This is a genomic window from Acidovorax lacteus (assembly GCF_039540375.1).
Classification (GTDB): domain Bacteria; phylum Pseudomonadota; class Gammaproteobacteria; order Burkholderiales; family Burkholderiaceae_C; genus Acidovorax_G; species Acidovorax_G lacteus.
The window spans coordinates 306,740-328,193 of sequence record NZ_BAABEX010000007.1; the positions used below are offsets into that span (position 1 = coordinate 306,740).

Genomic DNA, 21,454 nt, shown 5'->3' on the forward strand with positions numbered 1-21,454 from the left:
CTGCGGAGTTGTTATTTGTATTGATTGCTGCCAGCCAGTGTTTTCTGAGCCAGCCCAGCCATGACCCCGCACTTTCCAATTTATCTTGACTACGGCGCCACAACGCCCGTCGACCCCCGCGTTGTCGACGCCATGATCCCCTGGTTGCGCGAACATTTCGGCAACCCGGCTTCTCGCAGCCACGCCTGGGGCTGGGAGGCAGAAGAAGCCGTCGAGAAAGCGCGCGCTGACGTTGCAGCGTTGATCGGCGCAGATCCTCGCGAGATCGTCTGGACCAGTGGCGCCACGGAATCCAACAACCTCGCTCTTAAGGGCGCCGCCCACTTCTACCAGGGCAAAGGCAAGCACCTGATCACCGTGAAAACCGAGCACAAGGCAGTGCTCGACACCATGCGTGAACTCGAGCGACAGGGCTTCGAGGTGTCGTACCTGGACGTCCTGCCCAACGGTTTGCTGGACATGGACGTTCTCAAGGCGGCTATCCGCCCTGACACCATCCTGATCAGCGTGATGTTTGTGAACAACGAGATCGGCGTTATTCAGGACATTCCTGCGATCGGTGCCTTGTGTCGTGACAAGGGCATCATCCTGCATGTGGATGCGGCCCAGGCCACCGGTAAGATCGAGATCGACATGGCCACGCTGCCAGTCGATCTGATGAGCCTAGCCTCTCACAAGACTTATGGCCCCAAGGGCATCGGTGCGCTGTATGTCCGCCGCAAGCCCCGTGTGCGCCTGGAGGCGCAGATGCATGGCGGTGGGCACGAGCGTGGCATGCGCTCCGGCACGCTGCCTACCCACCAAATCGTGGGGATGGGCGAGGCGTTTCGCATCGCCCGCGAAGAGATGTCTCAGGACCTCGCTAAGGCCAAGACGCTGCAAAAGCGTTTGCTTGACGGGCTATCCGACATTGAACAGGTGTTTGTGAACGGTGACCTAGAGCGTCGGGTTCCGCACAACCTGAACATGAGCTTCAACTACGTTGAAGGCGAGTCGCTCATCATGGGCATCAAAGGGTTGGCGGTGTCGTCCGGCTCTGCTTGCACCTCTGCCAGCCTTGAGCCCAGCTACGTGTTGAGGGCTTTGGGTCGCAGCGACGAGTTGGCCCACAGTAGCCTTCGCATGACCATCGGCCGTTTTACGACCGAGCAAGAGATTGACTACGCGATCGCCACCATCCGGCAAAACGTTGCGAAGCTGCGCGAACTGAGCCCGTTGTGGGAGATGTACAAGGACGGCATCGACCTGAGCACCATCCAGTGGGCTGCCCACTGAGACCGTCAGTGTCTGAATTGAAGAGGTGATTCCATGGCTTATTCTGAGAAAGTGGTTGATCATTACGAGAACCCTCGCAACGTGGGCTCGTTTGACAAGGGTGATGACACCGTTGGCACCGGCATGGTCGGTGCACCCGCTTGCGGCGACGTGATGAAGCTGCAGATCAAGGTGAACCCTGAAACCGGGGTGATTGAAGATGCCCGTTTCAAGACCTATGGCTGCGGTTCAGCAATCGCTTCCTCGTCGCTGGTCACTGAGTGGGTGAAGGGCAAGACCTTGGACGAGGCAGCACAGCTTAAAAACAGTCAGATCGCTGAAGAATTGGCTTTGCCCCCGGTCAAGATCCACTGCTCCATCCTGGCCGAAGATGCCATCAAGGCGGCTGTGCAGGACTACCGTGCCAAGCACGGCGCTACCGCGACCTCCTGAAATGGCGATTACCTTGACCGAAGCGGCAGCGCGCCACGTGAGCCGTTACCTGACCCGGCGCGGTAGGGGGGTTGGCGTGCGCCTGGGCGTCAAGACCACGGGTTGCTCTGGTCTTGCCTATAAGCTTGAGTACGTGGACGCGAAAGAGCCGGAGGACATTGAGTTTGAGCAGCACGGCGTGAAGGTGCTGATCGACCCCAAGAGCTTAGCGTACATCGACGGAACCGAGCTCGACTTTGTACGCGAAGGTCTCAATGAGGGATTCAAGTTCAACAATCCCAACGAGCGCGACCGGTGCGGCTGCGGAGAAAGCTTCCGCGTTTGACGCTTGGGCCGTAAGCCATTGAAGACCGCCATCGCACCGTGCTGGCGGTTTTTTTCTGCCGATGAACCTTCAATCTGACGACTTCGAACTGTTGGGCCTGGAAAGACGCCATGCCCTGGACGCTACCGAATTGGATCAACGCTGGAAAGATCTTCAGCGTGAGGTCCATCCTGATCGTTTCGCTTCTCAAGGTGCGGCGGCACAGCGGGTGGCGATGCAATGGTCGGTACGGATCAACGAGGCGTACCGCCGCCTGCGTGATCCGCTGCAGAGAGCGGCCTACCTGTGCGAACTGGCGGGGCACCCGGTGCGTGCTGAAGACAACACCGCCATGCCCGCCGCGTTTCTGATGCAGCAGATGGAGTGGCGTGAGGCGCTCGAAGAGGCGATATCACCCGAGGCGCTGGATGCGCTGGAGTCCGAGGTGTTGGGGGAGCGTTCCCGGTTGCTGGCTTCGTGCGCTGTAGCGCTGGACACGCAACACGACCCGGCATCAGCGGTGCAAGCAGTGCGTGCGCTGATGTTTGTGGACCGTTTTTTGTCGGAGCTGGCTCGCAAGAGCGAACGATTTGACAGATAGCACACGATCTGTACGGAGCATAGCCCTGCAGTTTGTGACGTGACGCACACGAGATTCCGGCATCGGCTGCCCATCAGCCCCTGTCACCCGATGTCCCGCATAACCAATTCCTACCATGGCGCTTTTGCAGATCTCTGAACCCGGCCAGTCGCCAGACCCTCACCAGCGACGCATCGCAGTCGGGATTGACCTGGGTACAACGCATTCCCTGGTAGCCGCGGTCCGAAACGGCGTTGCCGAGTGTCTTCCCGACGATCAGGGGGCTGTCTTGCTCCCTTCGGCTGTACGCTATCTCGAAGGCAATCGACGCGAGATCGGACGTGCAGCCTTGGCTGCCCAAGCGGGCGATCCCACCAACACCATCGTGTCGGTCAAGCGACTCATGGGCCGTGCCGTCCAAGATGTGGACGCTCAACGCTTGCCGTACCGCCTGACAGCCACTGGCGGACAAGGTGGGGTGGTGGGTATCGAAACCGCAGGCGGCCTCAAGACGCCGGTCGAGGTCAGCGCCGATATCTTGGCGACCCTGCGCTACCGCGCTGAGGACACTTTCAATGCCGACCTGTACGGGGTCGTGATCACGGTGCCCGCCTATTTCGATGACGCACAGCGCCAGGCGACCAAAGATGCCGCGCAACTCGCGGGTCTTCATTTGTTGCGGTTGATCAACGAACCCACTGCAGCCGCCATTGCGTACGGGCTCGATAACGCCAGCGAAGGTGTATACGCCGTATATGACCTCGGTGGCGGCACATTCGATATCTCGGTGCTGCGCCTTACCAAGGGCGTTTTTGAGGTGCTTGCGACGGGAGGGGATTCGGCATTAGGGGGCGACGACTACGATGCTGCGTTGGTCGATTGGGTGCTCCAACAGCAGGGTATGGCCTCGGTTGGCGCGGCCGACCGAGCTGTGCTGCATATCGCCGCCAGACGCTGCAAAGAGGCTTTGACATCCTCCGACAGTGCGGTCTTCGAAGTGCAGTTGTCCAGCGGCTTGCTGAGTCGAACGGTGTTGCGCTCCGAGTTTGATGCAGCAACAGCGGACCTGACCGAACGAACCCTTCAGGCGGTGCGACGCACCCTGCGGGATGCCCGACTGGCCCCCGCCGATATTCAAGGCGTGGTGATGGTGGGGGGCTCCACCCGCATGCCTCAGGTGCAGCGCGCGGTCGGGGCGTTGTTCGGGCGCGAGCCGCTCAATAACCTCAATCCCGATGAGGTGGTCGCCCTGGGTGCAGCCATTCAGGCCAACCAATTGGCTGGCAACGACGCGGCAGGCGATCTGTTGCTCCTGGATGTGATCCCGCTGTCGCTGGGGATCGAAACCATGGGGGGCCTGGTGGAGCGGATTGTGGCACGCAACGAGACAATCCCCATCGCCAAGGCCCAGGATTTCACCACCTTCAAAGATGGGCAGACGGCGCTGGCGATCCATGTTGTGCAAGGTGAGCGCGACCTAGTCCAAGACTGCCGGAGCCTGGCACGGTTCGAATTGCGAGGCATTCCGCCCATGGCTGCAGGGGCCGCGCGCATCCGGGTGACGTTCACGGTCGATGCCGATGGCCTGCTCAGCGTGAAGGCCGAGGAGTTGACCAGTGGTGTGCAGGCGCGCGTGGACGTGAAACCCTCCTACGGACTTTCCGACGACGAGATTGCACGCATGCTGCAGGATGGTTTTGCCACAGCGGCGCAAGACATGCGCGCTCGCGCCGTGGTGGAAGCCCGTGTCGATGCCGAGCGCATGCTGCAGGCCACGCGCAGTGCCTTGCAGGCCGATGGCGATCTGCTCACTGCCGAGGAACGCGCCGGCATTGACGTTCTCATGCAGCAGTTGGAGGCACTGCGCTCGTCTGACGACGCAGCAGCTATCGAGGCCGCCACCGAGGCCCTGGCCCATGGCACCGAGGCCTTTGCCGCCGAGCGCATGAACCGCGGCATCCAGCAGGCCTTGGCAGGCAAGCGCGTTCAAACTCTCTGAATTTGTCTCACACCATGCCAGTCATCAAAATCCTTCCCCACCATGAGTATTGCCCTCAGGGGGCCGAAATCTCGGCACCCTCCGGCACGTCGATCTGCGAAGCGCTGCTCGACAACGGCATTGCCATCGAGCACGCCTGCGACATGAGCTGTGCCTGTACCACCTGTCACGTGGTGGTGCGCGAGGGCTACCAGTCGCTCAATGCCGCACAAGAAGAGGAAGAAGACCTGCTGGACCGTGCCTGGGGCCTGGAACCGCAGTCGCGCCTGTCGTGCCAGGCGATCCTGGCGCAACGCGACGTGGTGATCGAGATTCCGAAGTACACCATCAACCACGCACGTGAGAACCATTGAACGGCAGCCCGCACGCGCGGGCCTTCTGCCGCTGGCATGCAGCGAGGAGCTCTTTTCATGACCCGTCAGATCGTTCTGGACACCGAAACCACGGGCCTGTCGGCCGAGGGTGGAGACCGCATCATCGAGATCGGCTGTGTGGAGCTCGTGGCGCGCAAGCTCACAGGCAACAACCGCCATTACTACCTGAATCCCGAGCGCGACAGTCATGAGGACGCGCTCAAGGTCCACGGCATCAGCAACGAGTTTCTGAAGGACAAGCCCAAGTTTGTGGCGGTGGCCGACGAGTTGCTGGCATATCTCGCTGGGGCCGAGATCATCATCCACAACGCGCCTTTCGACGTGGGGTTTCTGAACAAGGAGCTGGAACTGCTGGGCCGTGACCGCTTTGCATCTTATGTGGGCGGCATTGTCGACACCTTGGTGATGGCCAAGGAGATGTATCCGGGCAAGCGGAACTCGCTGGATGCGCTGTGCGACCGGCTGGGCGTGGACAACTCTGGCCGCAAGCTCCACGGCGCGCTGCTGGACGCAGAACTGTTGGCAGACGTCTATATCAACCTCACGCGTGGGCAAGATCCGCTGCTCGTGCTGGAGGAGGAGTCGCAGAATGCGTCCGGTCAGGCAGTGGTTGCAGCGGTGGATTTGCGCAGCTTGAAGCTGCCGGTGATCCGGGCGAGTGCGCAGGAGGCGCAGTCGCACGATCAGATCCTGGCCGAACTGGACAAGGCCAGTGGCGGCAAGACGATTTGGCGCAGTTTCGAAAACGCGCCAGAAACTGTGTCATAATAGAAGGCTGTCGCAAACGACACGGGTGATTAGCTCAGCGGTAGAGCACTGCCTTCACACGGCAGGGGTCACATGTTCGATCCATGTATCACCCACCATGTTTTTCGTGGAGATCGTTGGCGCCAAGGGTGATTAGCTCAGCGGTAGAGCACTGCCTTCACACGGCAGGGGTCACATGTTCGATCCATGTATCACCCACCAGATTCAAACCCCGGTTTTCGCAAGGAGACCGGGGTTTTGCGTTTGGGCGGCACACGGTCGGTGCTGCGGGCTGCGGTGGCGTCGTAGGATGGTGCTTTTGCCTTCGCGAGCCCTGCCATGCTGGTTTTTCACGATCCCCTGCACCGTGGCCATGCGCCCACGCACGAGTTTTTTCGCGGTGAGCTCGTCCCGTGTTTCGAGAAGCCGGAGCGGGTCGACTATGTAATGGAGCAACTGCGTGCGCGGGGCGACCTCTTGTGCGAGCCCGACATCGACAGCCGCAGCGCTCTGCAGCGGCTGCACACGCCGCGCTATCTGCAGTTTCTGGAAACCGCGTGGGACCGCTGGCTCGCTTTCCAGCCCGATGGCCGGCGGCAGCAGCCGTTTCCGTCCGTATGGCCTGTGCGCTCCCTGCGTAGCGACGTCGAGCCCGCCAACTTTATTGCGCAGTTGGGGCTGTATTCCATGGACAACGGGACGCCGCTCGTGCAAGGCACCTGGGCTGTGGCCAAGCGGGCGGCCGACGCAGCCGCGAGTGCTGCGGCCCGTGTGGCCGCCGGGTTGCGCGTGGCCTTCAGTTGCACCCGGCCCCCTGGCCACCATGCGGGCGCCGACTTCATGGGAGGCTATTGCTTTCTCAACAATGCGGCCGTAGCGGCGCAAACGCTGCGAGATCTGGGGGTGCCGCGCGTGGCCGTGTTGGACGTGGATTTTCACCACGGCAATGGCACGCAGAGCATCTTTTATGAGCGCTCTGACGTGCTGTTCGTGAGCTTGCACGGCGACCCTGCGTCGGAGTACCCGTTTTACCTGGGCTATGCCGACGAGCGAGGCGAGGGCGCCGGGCTGGGCTACAACCGCAACTATCCGATGCCCGCGGGAACGCCTGCATCGGTGTGGTTCGACACCCTGGAACACGCCTGCACGGACATCGACCAGGCGGGTTGCGATGCGCTCGTGGTATCGCTCGGGCTGGACACCTACGAGGGCGATCCGATCTCGCACTTCAAGCTCACGCGGGCGGATTTCCATCGACTGGGCGTTCGCCTGGCACGGCTGAACCAACCCACAGTGTTGGTGCTGGAGGGGGGCTACGCCACGGCCGATCTGGGCCTGAACGCCGCGGCCGTGCTGGCAGGCTTCGAGGCGGAGATGGGGGCCTGAGCATGGAGACCGAAGCCGTCGATACCGTGGTCATCGGGGCGGGCGTGGTGGGCCTGGCTGTGGCCCGAGCCTTGGCGCTTGCGGGGCGAGAGGTGCTGGTGCTTGAGGCCGAGGGCGCATTTGGCACCCAGACCAGCTCACGCAACAGCGAGGTGATCCACGCCGGGCTCTACTACCCCCCGGGGAGTCTCAAGGCCCGGCTGTGCGTGCGGGGCAAGGCCCTGCTGTACGCGTACTGCGCCGAGCGTGCGGTGGCCCATCGGCGCTGCGGCAAGCTCGTGGTGGCCACACACGATGAGGAACTGCCCGCCTTGCGCAAAGTGCGCGAGCGTGCGGCCGCCAACGGCGTGCACGATCTGCGCTGGCTGAGCGCCGACGAGGCCCGCGCGATGGAGCCCGCGCTGCGCTGCGTGGCGGCCCTGCATTCGCCCAGCACGGGCATTGTGGACAGCCACGGTTTGATGCTGGCGTTGCTGGCCGATCTGGAGCACGCGGGCGGGCAGGTGGTGTATCACACGCGCGTTCAAGGGCTCACCAAGAGCGCCACCGGCGGGCGCACCCGGGTGGTGACCGCAGACGGTCTGGCGCTGGATGCCGCGGTGGTGGTCAACGCGGCGGGCTTGCATGCGCCGCAACTTGCCGCCACCGCACCCAACCCCGCCGGGTGTGCGGTGCCGCGTGCGCACTATGCGCGCGGCCACTACTTCGCTCTTCAGGGACGTGCGCCTTTTCAGCGGCTGGTGTATCCCGTGCCCGAGGCTGCCGGGCTGGGCGTGCACCTCACGCTGGACCTGGCCGGTGCCGCGAAGTTCGGGCCGGATGTGCAGTGGGTGGAAGACCCGGACGATCTACGGATCGATCCGGCGCGCGGTGAGGTCTTCTATGGCGAGGTGCGCAAGTACTGGCCCGGCCTGCCGGACGGTGCACTGGTTCCCGCCTATGCCGGCATGCGCCCCAAGATCAGCGGGCCGGGAGAGCCGGCCGCCGATTTCCTGCTGCTGGGGCCTGCCGAACATGGCTCGCCTGGGCTGCTGCACCTGCTGGGCATTGAATCGCCCGGGCTCACCAGCTGCCTCGCGATTGCGCAGGAGGTGCTCCAGCGGCTTGCGCTGGATCAAGCCAGCGCCGCGGTTTAACGTTTTGCGACCAATTGGCTTGTAGGGTTGACGAGCGCACCGATAAGATGGTCTGGCACCGGGCACACGGGGCTTGGTGCCACTCCAGGGAAACCACTCGAAAGGGACGAACATGACGACTGAAAACACCACCCAAGGCGAACTCGAGAAGCTGGTGGCCGACCTGCGCGGCCTGCTGGCCAACAAGGATCTGGACGCCGTACCGGAGATCAAGCAGCTGCGCCAGCGCCTGGACGATGGCATGCACGCGGTGCGTCAGTCGGCTGTGAATGCGGCCCAGGAGGCAGCCCGCCAAGCCAAGGAGGCCGCGCTGGCCGCAGACCGTTACGCACACGACGAACCCTGGCGCGTGGCCGGTGCCGCGCTGGCCGTCGGCGCGCTCGTCGGCTATCTGCTGGCGCGCCGTTGAGCCGCAGGGCGTTGCGCTCCGGCATGCGTGGAGGACGTGGATGAACCTGCTTTCTGTGCTCGGACTTGAGGCATGGGCATTGCGGCTTCGCGCTGCGGTACTGGAAGGCGCCATCGCGGTTGAAGACCGCATGGCCCTGGCGCGGCTGGAATGGGCCGACCAGAAGCAGCGACTGCAGTGGCTATTGGTGCTGGCGGTGCTCACGCTGGGACTTACGGTGGTGGCGCTGCTCATGCTGTCGGCTGCCACCGTGGTGCATTTCTGGGACACCCCGCACCGCGCGACAGCCGCCTGGCTGTTGGCGGGCTTGTGGATGCTGCTCTGGGCCGCGGGCTTGGCCGGCCTGTGGGTGCTGCTGCAGCGCTCGGGCCGTGCGTTTGCGCTCACGCGGCGTGAACTCAGCCAGGACTGGCAAGACCTCAAGGAGCGTCTGTAATGCCACAGACCCACATCCCGGACGGCGTGGTGCCCACGCCCGAGCAGCAGCGCGTTCTGGAGCGCATTGCCCTGCAGCGCCAGCGGCTGCGCGAACGCCGCGCGCAGGCCGAGCGCAGCGCGGCCCAAGCCCAAGCGCAGGCAGCGGCCGAGCCCGGCTTGCAGCGCGTGCTGGAGTTTGCCCGGGCCCATCCGTCGCTTGTGGCGGGTGCCGTGGGCGTGGCGCTGTGGGCCGGGCCCCGTCGGCTGCTGCGCTGGGGCAGCACCTTGCTTCCGCTGTTGCTCAAGCTGCGGCGCTGAGCATCCAGCGCAAGCGGGCGCAACGTCCGCTTTGTCTGCGCCGCTGTTTGCTATTGAATTCATAGCTGCTCGTGCTTGATTTGAAAGCACGAGCAGCTATTTCTGCTTGAAGTCTCCCACGGTCTTCCGCAGCAGGCGCAGCGGTGCGCCGCACCGGTCGCACCGGCGTGTGGAAAGCGCAGAGGCCAGTGCCCTGGGCCCGTTCAGCGAGCGCTGCGCACTGCCTGGGCCGCCGCAGGCACCAGGCCGGGGCCGCGGTAGATCAGGCCGGTGTAGATCTGCACCAGATCGGCCCCGGCGGCGATCTTGGCCGCCGCGTCGGCCGGGCTCATGACGCCGCCCACACCGATGATTGGGAACGCTGGGCCCAGTGCCGTGCGCAGCGCGCGGATCACCTGGTTGCTGGCCTCGCGCACCGGTGCGCCGCTCAGGCCCCCGGTTTCCGCCGCGTGCGGCAAACCTTGCACGGCGTCGCGCCGGATGGTGGTGTTGGTGGCGATCACGCCGTCCATGCCGTGGCGCTTCAGGGTGGCGGCAATCACCTCAATCTGCTGCGCGTCCAGGTCGGGGGCGATCTTCACGAACAGCGGCACGCGGCGGCCGGTCCGCGCGGCCAGCTCTTCGCGGCGCGTGGCCAGGGCCGACAGCAGGCTGTCCAGCGCCTCGTCGCTTTGCAGGGCCCGCAGGTTCTGCGTGTTGGGCGAGCTGATGTTCACCGTCACGTAGTCGGCATGGGGATACACGCCCTCCAGGCCCAGCAGGTAGTCCTGTGTGGCCGACTCGATGGGCGTGGCGGCGTTCTTGCCGATGTTGAGCCCGAGCACGATGCGCCGGGCTGCGCCCGGCCGGCGGCAGGCTGCGCGCTGGACGTTGGCCACAAAGGCATCCAGCCCGTCGTTGTTGAAACCCAGGCGGTTGATAAGCGCATCGGCCGCGGGCAGCCGGAACATGCGTGGCTTGGGATTGCCCGCCTGCGGCTTGGGGGTGACCGTGCCGACCTCCACGAAGCCAAAGCCCATGCCCGCAAAGGCGTCGATGCAACGCGCATTCTTGTCGAGGCCAGCCGCCAGGCCTACGCGGTTGGGAAAGCGCAGTCCGGCAATCTCCACCGGGTCGGCCACCTGCGTCTGGCACCAGGCCCACTCCAGCGGTGTGCCCTGGCCGCGCTGCAGCCACTGCAGCGTCAGATCGTGGGCCTGCTCGGGGTCCAGACCAAACAGGAAGGGGCGGGTGAGGGCGTAGGGGATCAGGGCCATGGGGGGATAATCGGGGGCAAGAAACTCTGAATTGTCCCCGATGAGCACTCCTTCCACGCTGACCCAAGACGAACTCAAGACCCTGGTGGGCCAGGCCGCCCTGCAATACGTCACGCCCGGTGAAATCGTCGGTGTCGGCACCGGGTCCACGGTCAACAAGTTCATCGACGCGCTGGCCAGCATGAAGGACCAGATCCGCGGTGCGGTCTCCAGCTCGGTGGCCAGCACCGAGCGCCTGCGCGCGCTGGGCATTCCGGTGTTCGACGCGAACGAGGTCGAGGCCCTGTCGGTCTACATCGATGGTGCCGACGAGATCGACAGCCGCGGCCACATGGTCAAGGGCGGTGGCGCGGCGCTCACGCGCGAGAAGATCGTGGCCGCCCTGGCACGCACCTTTGTGTGCATTGCCGACGAGAGCAAGCGCGTGGACGTGCTGGGCCGTTTTCCGCTGCCGGTCGAGGTGATTCCCATGGCCGCTGCCCAGATTGCCCGCCGCTTCGCCGCTCTGGGAGGGACGGCAACCGTGCGGATGCGCGAGGGCGCCCCCCTGGTCACGGACAACGGCCAGCACATCCTGGACGTGACGGGCCTGCAGATCACCGATCCGCTCGCCTTTGAGTCCGATGTCAGCCAGTGGCCCGGCGTGGTCACCGTAGGCGTGTTTGCCCACCAAAAGGCGTCGGTGTGCCTGCTGGGTACGGCGCAAGGCGTGCAGACGCTGCGGTATTGACGCGCTGGCAGGCATTTGCCGCCTTGCCACCCAGGGGGCTGCCTGCGCTGCCCTGAACTCCTGAGACGATGGGCCCCGCCGCAGTCCCCGCGCCGCGGCGTGCGCCATGTCAGTAGTGCTGGCGCGTGGCGTTGCGCGGTATTGCTGATGCGTGAGGATTGCCCCGGCCCGATCTGGCGCAGTGCGTGGTCAGAATGCGCGGGCGGGCGGGAAGCGGCCACGCCGTGCTGCGGGGGTCAGCACGATGGAGCAGCGCACTGCCCTTGCGGGCAGGCACCGGGTCAGAAGCGGATGCCTGCGGGGTTGCTGGGCGTCGGGCCTTCGGTGGGCGCTGCAGGCTGCGGGCGCTGCGGTGCCGGGCGGGCAGCCGGCGCCGTGCCTGCGGCATTGGGGGCGGCCTCGACCGGTTTGGCCGCCACCAGAGGCGCAGGGGCCGGGCGGCGGTAGTTGGCGGGCAACTGCGATTGCTTGGGATAGCCGGCCGCGTCGAGATACCGCGTCCACTCGACATCGGCAAAGCCCGAAAGCTGCTGCCCCCCGATGGTGCCAAAGGGCAGGGTGTTGCTGCCGCTCAGGCGCTGCAGGGCCTCGATGTCTTCGTTGCTGGTGACCGTGCGCTCGGAAAACGGCACGCCGCGGGACACGAGCAGGTTGCGCAGGCCCGTGCAGGGTGCGCAGTCGGTGCCGATGTAGATGGTCACAGGATAGCGCGACGCCACCTGGCGCAACTCGAAGGGCAGCGAAGCCTCCGACGACGGCCCCGAGGGCGTGGCCACGCGCGCGGGCTGCGCGGCGGTGTCGGCGGGCGGTCGGTCCGAGAAGGTGACTTTGCCGTCCGGGCCCACGATGCGGTACACGCCCTGGGCCTGCACGGCCACGGAACACAGCGACAGGCCCGACAGCACGAGCGACAGCAGCACGGGAGAGGTCTTCTTCATGGTTTCATTCTCCGACAGGTACGGGCGGGCCAGCAAGCTACGGGTCAGGCAGCGGTTCCGGCCATGCCCTGGTGACGCAGCAGCGCATCGAGCTGGGGCTCGCGTCCTCGGAAGGCCTTGAACGATTCCATGGCCGGGCGGCTGCCGCCGACTTCCAGAATGGCCTGACGATAACGGCGACCTGTTTCCACGCTCGGCTGGTCGCTGCCGGCCTGGGCTTCTTCGAAGGCCGCGTAGGCGTCGGCGCTCAGCACTTCGGCCCACTTGTAGCTGTAGTAGCCCGCCGCGTAGCCACCCGCAAAAATGTGGCTGAAGGTGTGGGCCGTGCGGCTGAAGGCCGGCGGCTGCAGCACCGCCACTTCTTCGCGCACGCGCTGCAGCACGGGCATGAAGTCGTCGGCCGGGTCGTGTTCGGTGTGCAGGAGCATGTCGAACAAGGCAAATTCGATCTGGCGCAGCGTCTGCATGCCGGCCTGGTAGTTCTTGGCCGCCAGCATCTTGTCGAACAGCGCGCGCGGCAGCGGCTCGCCGGTGTCCACATGGGCCGTCATATGGCGCAGCACGCTCCACTCCCAGCAGAAGTTCTCCATGAACTGGCTGGGCAGTTCTACCGCATCCCATTCAACGCCGCTGATGCCCGAGACGTCGCGCTCGTTCACCTGCGTGAGCATGTGGTGCAGGCCGTGTCCGAACTCGTGGAACAGCGTGATCACATCGTCGTGCGTGAGCAGCGGCGGCTTGCCGCCCACACCGTCGGCAAAGTTGCAGACCAGGTGGGCCACCGGCGTCTGCAGGCGGCTGGTGTCCGGGCGCAGCCAGCGGGCGCGCACATCGTCCATCCAGGCACCGCCGCGCTTGCCCGTGCGGGCGGGCTGGTCCAGGTAGAACTGGCCGACCAGTTGGCCGCCGCGCTCGATGCGGTAGAACTCCACCGCCGGGTGCCACACGGGCGCGGTATCGCGGCGTATCTGCACCTCGAACAGGGTTTCGATGATCTGGAACAGCCCGGCCAGTACCTTGGGCGCGGTGAAGTACTGCTTGACCTCTTGTTCGCTGAAGGCGTAGCGCGCTTCCTTGAGCTTCTCACCGATGTAGGGCCAGTCCCAGGCCTGAGGCTCTGCCAGGCCCAGCTGGCTTTTGGCAAAGGCGCGCAGGTCGGCCACGTCCTGCTCGGCGTAGGGGCGCGCGCGGCGGGACAGGTCGCGCAGGAAGCGCACCACCTCGCCGGCTGAGCCCGCCATTTTGGGCACCACCGACAGCTCGCCGAAGTTCGGGTAGCCCAGCAGTTGGGCTTCTTCGCGGCGCAGGGCCAGAATTTCACGGATCAGCGCCGTGTTGTCGTACTGCGCGGCTTCGGCCGGGGCCTGGTCAGAAGCACGGGTTACGTAGGCGCGGTAGAGCTTCTCACGCAGGTCGCTGCGCTCGGCAAACTGCATCACCGGCAGATAGCAGGGCATCTTGAGCGTGAGCTTGTACTGCCCGGTGCGGCCGTCGGCCTCGGCGGCCTGCGCTGCGGTCTGCAGCACATCGGCCGGAATGCCGGCCACCTCGTCGGCGCTGGCGAAGTAGGCGAAGGCGTCGGTCGCGTCCAGCGCGTTTTCGCTGAACTTCTGGCTCAGCTCGGCCTGGCGCTCTTGGATTTGGGCAAAACGCTCCTTGGCGGCACCCTGCAGCTCGGCGCCGCTGAGCACGAAGTTGCGGATCGCGTTGCGCAGGGCCTGCTGCTGCTCGGCGTTCAGGCGGCTCGCGTCCATGGCTTTGTATTTGGCGTACAGGCGTTCATCGGCCCCGAGGCGGGTCCAGAACTCCGTCACGCGGGGCAGGGCGGCGTTGTAGGCAGCGCGCAGCTCGGGCGTGTCCATCACGCTGTTGAGGTGGCTCACGGCGCCCCAGGCGCGGCCCAGGCGTTCGGTGGCCACGTCGAGCGTGCCGGCCATGGCGCTCCAGTCGGCCGCAAACGCGGGCGCGGTCACCGTCTCCAGCGCCTGTTCGGCCTGCTGCAGCAGCGCATCCACCGCGGGCGCAACATGCTCGGCGCGGATCTGGTCGAACAGGGGGAGGTCGGTGAAGTCGAGGAGGGGATTGCTCATGCGCGTTCAGGTGGTGCCGGGGGGCCGGGGTTCAAGGTGGGGGCTGCGCGTGCCGGGCTCAGCCCGCCGCGCGTTCGGCGGCTTCGAGCGTGTTGACCAGCAGCATGGTGATGGTCATTGGGCCCACGCCTCCGGGCACGGGCGTGATCCAGCCAGCCACGTTCTTGACGCCGTCAAAGTCCACGTCGCCGCAGAGCTTGCCTTCGTCGTTGCGGTTCATGCCCACGTCCAGCACCACGGCTCCGGGCTTGACCATATCGGCCGTAAGCACGTTGCGCTTGCCCACGGCGGCCACGATCACGTCGGCCTGCAGCGTCTGGGCCTTGAGGTCGGCCGTGCGCGAATGGCAGACGGTCACGGTGGCATCTTTTTGCAGCAGCATCAGCGCCATGGGCTTGCCCACGATGTTGCTGCGGCCGATCACCACCGCGTGCTTGCCGCGCAGGTCGTAGCCGATGGATTCGAGCATCTTCATGCAGCCGTAGGGCGTGCAGGGCCAGAAGCCGGGCATGCCGGTCATCAGCGCTCCGGCGCTGGCGATGTGGAAGCCGTCCACATCCTTGGCGGGCGAGATGGCTTCGATCACCTTCTGGGCGTCGATGTGGGCGGGCAGCGGCAGTTGCACCAGGATGCCGTGGATGGAAGGGTCCTGGTTGAGCGCTTCGACGCGCGCGAGCAACTCGGCCTCGGTCATCGTTGCATCGTATTGTTCGAGCACCGAATGCAGCCCGCTGTCTTCGCAGGCCTTGACCTTGTTGCGCACATAGACCTGCGAGGCCGGGTTGTCGCCCACCAGCACCACGGCCAGGCCGGGTGTGGTGCCACGGGCCTTGAGGGCGGCCGCGCGCTGGGCGACTTCGGTGCGCAGTTGGCGCGAGAGGGCGTTGCCGTCGATCAGTTGGGCAGTCATGGAGATTCAGGGTCCAATAGGGCGCTCGTGCTTAGCAATCAAGCACGAGCAGCTATCAAAATAGGAGTGTCAGGCCTTGGGGGCGGCTTGGCCAAGCGCAATCTTGAGCAGATCGGCCACGGTGTTGGCGTTGAGCTTTTCCATGATGTTGGCGCGGTGCGCCTCCACCGTCTTGATGCTGATGCCCAGGTCGTCGGCGATCTGCTTGTTCAGGCGACCGGCCACGATGCGTTCGAGCACCTGGGCCTCGCGGCTCGTGAGCTTGGACAGCAGCGCGTCGCGGCTGGCGGCCTGCTGGTAGCCGGCGAAGGCTTCCCGGGCGCGGTCGAGCATGCGCTCGACCAGGCCCACCAGTTCTTCCTCGTTGAAGGGCTTCTGGATGAAGTCCAGCGCGCCCTTCTTCATGGTGTTCACGGCCATGGGCACGTCGCCGTGGCCGGTGATGAAGACGATGGGCAGGGGCGACTTGCGCTCGATCAGGCGGTCTTGCAGCTCCAGCCCGGTCATGCCGCCCATGCGGATGTCCACGATCAGGCAGGCGACTTCGCGCGGGTCGTAGCGTGCAAGAAAGTTCTCGGCCGAATCGAAACAACGGACCCGGTAGTCCTTGCCTTCGAGCAACCATTGCAGCGAATCGCGGACGGCTTCGTCGTCGTCCACGACGTACACGGTGCCTTTTTTCGGAATCAAGCTCATGCACTTACCCTCGGGTTTTGCTCGTTTGCTACAGAATTGGTAGTGTCGTCGTGAGGCTTGGCCAGCGGGAGCCAGAAGGAGAAGCGGCAGCCGACCACCTCCGATCCATTGTAGAGGTTCTCCGCCTGCATCCTGCCCTGGTGCGACTCGACGATGCTGCGGCACAGGTTCAGGCCCATGCCCATGCCTTCGGACTTGGTCGAGAAGAAGGCTTCAAACAGGCGCTCCAGTACTTCGGGTGCCAGTCCTTTGCCCGTGTCCTGGACCGCAAACTCGACCACCTGCCGCTCTTCGAGCGTTCTGGGCACCACGCGCAGCTCGACGCTGCGGGCCGACGCAGGGCGGTTGGCGTGGTCGATCGACTCGGCCGCGTTCTTCATGAGGTTCACGAGCACCTGCTCGATCAGGATGGTGTCGGCCATCACCGGCGGCAGCCGTGCGGCCACGTAGTGTGTAAGCCGTACGTTGCGCCGCCGCAGCTCGATATCCGCGAGTTCCACCGCCTCATTGACCATGGAGGTCACATCGGCCAAGGTGCGATTGGGTTCGCTTTTCTTCACGAACGCGCGGATCCGCTGGATGATCTGCCCGGCCCGCTGTGCCTGGTGCGAGGTTTTTTGCAGCGCAGCCAGCAAGGCCTCTTCGGTGATCTGGCCGCTCTGGATGCGCGAGATCATGCCGCTGCAGTAGTTGCTGATGGCCGTGAGCGGCTGGTTGAGTTCGTGCGCGACGCTGGACGCCATCTCACCCATGGTGATCAGGCGGCTGACCGACTGCGCGCGCTCGGCCTGGCGGGCCGCCTGCTCTTCGGCCAGCCGCCGCGGGGTGATGTCGGTGGCAATCACCATCTGCGCCAGACGGCCGTCTACCCAGTTGAGGTAGCGCGAGCGCACTTCCAGCCACTTGCCCAGGTCGGGTAGAAAGATCTCGGCGTTTTCGGAGCGTGCGCTCGTCAGCGGGTCGGTTGGGAGGCCCATGAGGCCGTCCTCGTCGTCCATGCCCGCGGCGGTGCCGGCCACCGGCACCACGCCGGCCTGGGCCACCAGTTGCAAGTGCCCCTGCGTTTGCGAGCCGAACCATTGCCGGTACAGCTTGTTGGCGAACAACAGCTCCTCGCTGCCCAGCGGTGCCACCGACACGGAGGCGTCCAGCGATTCGAGCACGATGGTGAAGCGCTCATGCGAAGCGCTGAGCTGTTCGCGGATGCGGTTGGGCTCGGTGATGTCGGTCATCGAGGTCATCCAGCCGGTCTGCTGCCCGTGCGCATCGATCAGCGGCGACACATACAGCCGCGCATCGAACATGGTGCCGTTCTTGCGCTTGACGCGCACCTGGAAGCCGCCGTGGATGGTCTTGCCGCTGAGCTCGTCGCGCAGCTTGGCATGCAGGGCTTCGTGGTCGGATTCGGGCCAGTACGGGAAGGGGGCCTTCAAACCCACAAGTTCGAGTTCGCTCCAGCCGGTCATCTGGCAGAACGCGGCGTTCACGTAGGTGATGCGGCCTTCGAGGTCGAGCGCACGCATGCCGGTGAGGATGGAGTTTTCCATGGCCCGGCGGAAGTTGGTCTCGGCCACCAGCGCCTGCTGCGCCTGCAGGCGCCGCCGGGTGTGCCGCCAGGTCGCAATCAGCATCCAGGCGGTCATCGCACTGAGGGTGCCCACCAGCCAGAAGAAACCACTGCCGACCACGCCCAGCGAGGTCTTGTAGGCCTGAGCCCTTAAGACCAGCCCGTTGCCGACGGGCGATACCGGGATCTCATACTCGTTGGCGCGCGCGCTCCAGGGCCACAAGGTCGCGGCGGCATTGCGCGGCGGCAGCGGCGATCCGGCCAGCACCTGGCCGCGCCCGTCCACCAGGGTGACGGCGTAACGGGCCAGCACCTCGGTGGGTGTGCCGTAGCGCAACAGGCTGTCCACCGAGTATTCGCTGAGCACCACGCCGCTGAACTTGCCCTGGTTGTTCAGCGGCACCTGCAGTTGCAAAAGCGGAGGGTTCTCGCCGGCCGCAAGGGTAGGCTGGGTGTACACGGGCTGCTGCAGATCTCGCGCCAGGCCGTAAGCGTCGGCGGTGTCGCCGGGCTTGAGCACCTCGCCCGCAATGCGCAGTTCGCTGCTCGACAGCGTCGGGGCCGCATGGCTGGCGCGGATGCGGCGGCGCTCGTCGATCCAGGTGATGGCCTGCAGCTCGGGGTACTGGCTGATCAGGGTTTCGGCGCGGCTCACGAACTCGCTGCGCTCCAGCTCCTGGTTAGACAGGTCGCGGGCGATCCGCATGATCTGCTCCTGCCGCTCCAGCAGCCGCAGGCGCACGCGCTGCTGCGCGTATTCCACATCGCGCCTGAGGGCTTCCTGCTCCCGCTCGGCTTCCTCCGCGCGCAAATACCAGAACGCCGCCACGATGGCTGCGAGGAACATGAGCACGGCGGCCAGCGGCGCCAGCGCCGCAAAACGGTCTTGTCGGGTCGGCGAAAGACTGCGCCACCAGGTGCGCCACCAGCGGGCCGGAGCGTCCACGGCAAGGCCCGTGGCGGTGGACGCAGAAGGGGTCGGATCCATGGTGCCGAGTGTAGGGGAGCCACCCGACGCTGCAGCCGCTGGCAATTCATTCATGTGCAAGCGCAGCAAATTATCGCTATATGAAACGTGTTGGCGCAATTTGGAATACGCCAAGGTTTGTGCGACACTCCCCAGCAACCGATAACCATCGCTATCAACCAAGGAGACCTTGCATGTCCGCTCAACCCGACCCCAAGGCCGGCCTCGGCGCTTCCTCGCTCTACGATCTGGATGCACAGGAAACGCGTGAATGGCTGGACGCCCTGACCGCCGTCATCGAGGCCGAAGGGCCTGAGCGGGCGCACCAGTTGCTTGAAAACCTGCTCGAACACGCGCGCCAGAACAGCATCGACATGCCGTTCTCGGCCAACACCGGCTATGTGAACACCATCGAGCCCGAGCAGGAGGCCCATTGCCCCGGCAACATCCAGATTGAAAAGCGCCTGCGCGCCTACATGCGCTGGAATGCCATGGCCATGGTGGTACGGGCCAACCGCCTGAACCCGGCGGACGGAGGTGACCTGGGGGGCCATATCGGCTCTTTCGCGTCGGTGGCCAGCATGTTTGGCGCAGGCTTCAACCACTTCTGGCACGCGGCCAGCGAAGAGCACGGCGGTGACCTGCTCTATATCCAGGGCCACAGCGCACCCGGCATTTATGCCCGCGCCTACCTGGAAGGCCGCCTGACGGAAGAGCAACTCGACAGCTTCCGCCAGGAAGTGGATGGCAAGGGCCTGTCGAGCTATCCGCACCCCAAGCTCATGCCCGAGTTCTGGCAGTTCCCCACGGTGTCGATGGGCCTGGGCCCGCTGATGGCCATCTACCAGGCGCGCTTCCTCAAGTACCTGCACGCCCGCGGCATTGCCGATACGGCCAAGCGCAAGGTCTGGGTGTTCTGCGGCGACGGTGAAATGGACGAGCCCGAATCGCTGGGCGCCATCGGCCTGGCCGCGCGCGAGAACCTCGACAACCTCGTGTTCGTCATCAACTGCAACCTGCAGCGCCTGGACGGCCCGGTGCGCGGCAACGGCAAGATCGTGCAGGAGCTGGAAGGCGAGTTCCGCGGTGCGGGCTGGAACGTGATCAAGCTGCTGTGGGGCGCTGGCTGGGACGAGCTGTTGCGCCGCGACAAGACCGGCAAGCTCAAGCAACTGATGATGGAGACGCTGGACGGCGACTACCAGACCATGAAGGCCATGGACGGGGCCTACATCCGCAAGCACTTCTTCGGCAAGTACCCCGAGACCGCCAAGCTCGTCGAGCACATGACGGACGACGAGATTTTCGAGCTGCGCCGCGGCGGGCACGAGCCCACCAAGGTGTACGCCGCCTTCCACGCCGCCAATTCGCACCAGGGCCAGCCCACGGTGCTGCTGGTCAAGACGGTGAAGGGTTACGGCATGGGCAAGGCCGGTGAGGGCAAGAACACCGTGCACCAGACCAAGAAGCTGTCGGACGAGGACATCAAGTACATCCGCGACCGCTTCAACATCCCGATCCCCGACAGCAAGCTGGCCGAGATTCCGTACTACAAACCAGCCGACGACACGCCGGAGATGAAGTACCTGCACGAGCGCCGCAAGGCCCTGGGCGGCTACCTGCCCAAGCGCCGCCCCAAGGCCGAAGAGAGCTTCACCGTACCGGCGCTCGAGACCTTCAAGGCCGTGCTCGACCCGACGGCCGAGGGCCGCGAGATCTCGACCACGCAGGCCTATGTGCGATTCCTCACGCAGCTTTTGCGTGACCAGGCGCTGGGCCCGCGCGTGGTGCCCATCCTGGTGGACGAGGCCCGCACTTTCGGTATGGAAGGCCTGTTCCGCCAGATCGGCATCTACAACCCCCTGGGCCAGCAGTACACCCCGGTCGACAAGGACCAGGTGATGTACTACAAGGAAGACAAGGCCGGCCAGATCCTGCAGGAAGGCATCAACGAGGCTGGCGGCATGGCCAGCTGGATTGCCGCCGCCACCAGCTACAGCACGAACAACCGGATCATGATCCCGTTCTACGTGTACTACTCGATGTTCGGCTTCCAGCGCATTGGCGATCTGGCCTGGGCTGCGGGTGACATGCAGGCGCGCGGCTTCCTGCTGGGCGGCACTTCGGGCCGTACGACGCTCAATGGCGAAGGCCTGCAGCACGAAGACGGCCACAGCCACATCCTGGCGAACACCATCCCCAACTGCATCAGCTACGACCCGACCTTCGCACACGAAGTTGCGGTGATCATGCACCACGGCTTGAAGCGCATGGTCGAGCGGCAAGAAAACGTCTTCTACTACATCACCCTGCTCAACGAGAACTACGCCATGCCCGGCCTGACCCCGGGCACCGAAGAGCAGATCATCAAGGGCATGTACCTCTGCAAGCCGGGCGCTGAAGGCGACAAGCGCGTGCAGCTGCTGGGCTCGGGCACCATCCTGCGCGAGTCGCTGGAAGCCCAGACCCTGTTGGCTGCCGACTGGGGTGTGCAGGCCGATGTGTGGAGCTGCCCGAGCTTCAACGAGCTGACGCGTGAAGGCCAGGACGCCGATCGCTGGAACCTGCTGCACCCGCTGGAGACCCCGCGCGTGCCGTTCGTGACGCAGCAACTGGCAACCCGCAGCGGCCCCGTGGTGGCCTCGACCGACTACATGAAGGCGTACGCCGAGCAGATCCGCCCGTTCATCCCTCAGGGCCGCAGCTACCGCGTGCTGGGCACCGACGGCTTTGGCCGCAGCGACTTCCGCAGCAAGCTGCGCGAGCACTTCGAGGTGAACCGCCACTACATCGTGGTGGCCGCCCTGCGTGCCCTGGCCGACGACGGTGTGGTGCCCGTGGCCAAGGTGGCCGAGGCGATCGCCAAGTACGGCATCAACGCCGACAAGACCAACCCCCTGTACGCTTAAAACGAACCGGAGAC

Annotated in this window: 20 protein-coding genes and 2 tRNA genes; 16 read left to right on the top strand and 6 right to left on the bottom strand. The window is 65.1% G+C overall.

Annotated features, from left to right (window positions below; genetic code table 11):
- Positions 1-60 precede the first annotated feature (60 nt).
- The 14 genes from ABD866_RS04830 (at position 61) to ABD866_RS04895 (ending at position 9,377) form a co-directional block, all read left to right on the top strand.
- Positions 61-1,275, top strand: a complete 1,215-nt coding sequence (locus ABD866_RS04830; protein WP_345061698.1) for an IscS subfamily cysteine desulfurase — start codon at positions 61-63, stop codon at positions 1,273-1,275.
- 33 nt (positions 1,276-1,308) lie between these two features.
- Positions 1,309-1,707 (top strand): Fe-S cluster assembly scaffold IscU, encoded by a 399-nt coding sequence (iscU, locus tag ABD866_RS04835; protein ID WP_345061700.1) that lies wholly within the window; start codon positions 1,309-1,311, stop codon positions 1,705-1,707.
- 1 nt (position 1,708) lies between these two features.
- Positions 1,709-2,032, top strand: a complete 324-nt coding sequence (gene iscA / locus ABD866_RS04840; protein WP_345061702.1) for an iron-sulfur cluster assembly protein IscA — start codon at positions 1,709-1,711, stop codon at positions 2,030-2,032.
- 61 nt (positions 2,033-2,093) lie between these two features.
- Positions 2,094-2,612: a Fe-S protein assembly co-chaperone HscB gene (hscB, locus tag ABD866_RS04845; RefSeq protein ID WP_345061704.1), complete on the top strand. Its 519-nt coding sequence runs from the start codon at positions 2,094-2,096 to the stop codon at positions 2,610-2,612.
- A gap of 115 nt (positions 2,613-2,727) precedes the next feature.
- The gene (gene hscA, locus ABD866_RS04850; RefSeq protein WP_345061706.1) at positions 2,728-4,590 is read left to right on the top strand and encodes a Fe-S protein assembly chaperone HscA; all 1,863 of its coding nucleotides are present in this window, start codon (positions 2,728-2,730) and stop codon (positions 4,588-4,590) included.
- 14 nt (positions 4,591-4,604) lie between these two features.
- Entirely contained in the window at positions 4,605-4,943 is a 339-nt protein-coding gene (gene fdx / locus ABD866_RS04855; protein WP_345061708.1) for an ISC system 2Fe-2S type ferredoxin, read from the top strand.
- 57 nt (positions 4,944-5,000) lie between these two features.
- A complete protein-coding gene (dnaQ, locus tag ABD866_RS04860; RefSeq protein ID WP_345061710.1) occupies positions 5,001-5,732 on the top strand; it encodes a DNA polymerase III subunit epsilon in 732 nt (243 codons plus the stop codon).
- A 23-nt stretch (positions 5,733-5,755) separates the two neighbouring features.
- Positions 5,756-5,830 (top strand) — tRNA-Val (locus ABD866_RS04865).
- Between the two features lie 28 nt (positions 5,831-5,858).
- Positions 5,859-5,933 (top strand) — tRNA-Val (locus ABD866_RS04870).
- A 117-nt stretch (positions 5,934-6,050) separates the two neighbouring features.
- On the top strand, positions 6,051-7,097 hold the full coding sequence (locus ABD866_RS04875) for a histone deacetylase family protein (protein ID WP_345061712.1): 1,047 nt from the start codon (positions 6,051-6,053) through the stop codon (positions 7,095-7,097).
- A 2-nt stretch (positions 7,098-7,099) separates the two neighbouring features.
- Positions 7,100-8,233, top strand: a complete 1,134-nt coding sequence (locus tag ABD866_RS04880) for an NAD(P)/FAD-dependent oxidoreductase (protein WP_345061714.1) — start codon at positions 7,100-7,102, stop codon at positions 8,231-8,233.
- A gap of 112 nt (positions 8,234-8,345) precedes the next feature.
- Complete coding sequence (locus tag ABD866_RS04885) at positions 8,346-8,642, top strand: DUF883 family protein (protein ID WP_345061716.1); 297 nt, start codon at positions 8,346-8,348, stop codon at positions 8,640-8,642.
- Between the two features lie 40 nt (positions 8,643-8,682).
- A complete protein-coding gene (locus tag ABD866_RS04890) occupies positions 8,683-9,078 on the top strand; it encodes a phage holin family protein (protein WP_345061719.1) in 396 nt (131 codons plus the stop codon).
- Positions 9,078-9,377 (top strand): hypothetical protein, encoded by a 300-nt coding sequence (locus ABD866_RS04895; protein ID WP_345061721.1) that lies wholly within the window; start codon positions 9,078-9,080, stop codon positions 9,375-9,377. The genes ABD866_RS04890 and ABD866_RS04895 overlap by 1 nt, the downstream gene beginning before the upstream one ends.
- Positions 9,378-9,580: 203 nt before the next feature.
- Here ABD866_RS04895 and ABD866_RS04900 read toward each other — a convergent pair whose 3' ends face one another.
- A complete protein-coding gene (locus tag ABD866_RS04900) occupies positions 9,581-10,633 on the bottom strand; it encodes a quinone-dependent dihydroorotate dehydrogenase (protein WP_345061724.1) in 1,053 nt (350 codons plus the stop codon).
- 40 nt (positions 10,634-10,673) lie between these two features.
- On the opposite strand from ABD866_RS04900, the gene rpiA reads away from it, so the two are divergent.
- The gene (rpiA, locus tag ABD866_RS04905; RefSeq protein WP_345061726.1) at positions 10,674-11,363 is read left to right on the top strand and encodes a ribose-5-phosphate isomerase RpiA; all 690 of its coding nucleotides are present in this window, start codon (positions 10,674-10,676) and stop codon (positions 11,361-11,363) included.
- Positions 11,364-11,644: 281 nt separating this feature from the next.
- Here the strand turns inward: rpiA and ABD866_RS04910 are convergent, their stop codons facing one another.
- The 5 genes from ABD866_RS04910 to ABD866_RS04930 form a co-directional block, all read right to left on the bottom strand.
- On the bottom strand, positions 11,645-12,301 hold the full coding sequence (locus tag ABD866_RS04910; protein WP_345061728.1) for a glutaredoxin family protein: 657 nt from the start codon (positions 12,299-12,301) through the stop codon (positions 11,645-11,647).
- Between the two features lie 44 nt (positions 12,302-12,345).
- Positions 12,346-14,391 (bottom strand): M3 family metallopeptidase, encoded by a 2,046-nt coding sequence (locus ABD866_RS04915; protein WP_345061730.1) that lies wholly within the window; start codon positions 14,389-14,391, stop codon positions 12,346-12,348.
- A 58-nt stretch (positions 14,392-14,449) separates the two neighbouring features.
- The gene (folD, locus tag ABD866_RS04920) at positions 14,450-15,301 is read right to left on the bottom strand and encodes a bifunctional methylenetetrahydrofolate dehydrogenase/methenyltetrahydrofolate cyclohydrolase FolD (RefSeq protein ID WP_345061732.1); all 852 of its coding nucleotides are present in this window, start codon (positions 15,299-15,301) and stop codon (positions 14,450-14,452) included.
- A gap of 69 nt (positions 15,302-15,370) precedes the next feature.
- Positions 15,371-15,997 carry a response regulator transcription factor gene (locus ABD866_RS04925; RefSeq protein ID WP_345061734.1) on the bottom strand — a complete coding sequence of 209 codons (627 nt, stop codon included), beginning with the start codon at positions 15,995-15,997 and terminating at the stop codon, positions 15,371-15,373.
- Positions 15,994-18,552, bottom strand: coding sequence for a PAS domain S-box protein (locus tag ABD866_RS04930; RefSeq protein ID WP_345061736.1), 2,559 nt, complete (start codon positions 18,550-18,552; stop codon positions 15,994-15,996). The genes ABD866_RS04925 and ABD866_RS04930 overlap by 4 nt, the downstream gene beginning before the upstream one ends.
- A gap of 173 nt (positions 18,553-18,725) precedes the next feature.
- Between ABD866_RS04930 and aceE the strand changes: the two genes are divergently transcribed.
- Complete coding sequence (aceE, locus tag ABD866_RS04935) at positions 18,726-21,440, top strand: pyruvate dehydrogenase (acetyl-transferring), homodimeric type (RefSeq protein ID WP_345061738.1); 2,715 nt, start codon at positions 18,726-18,728, stop codon at positions 21,438-21,440.
- Positions 21,441-21,454 lie beyond the last annotated feature (14 nt).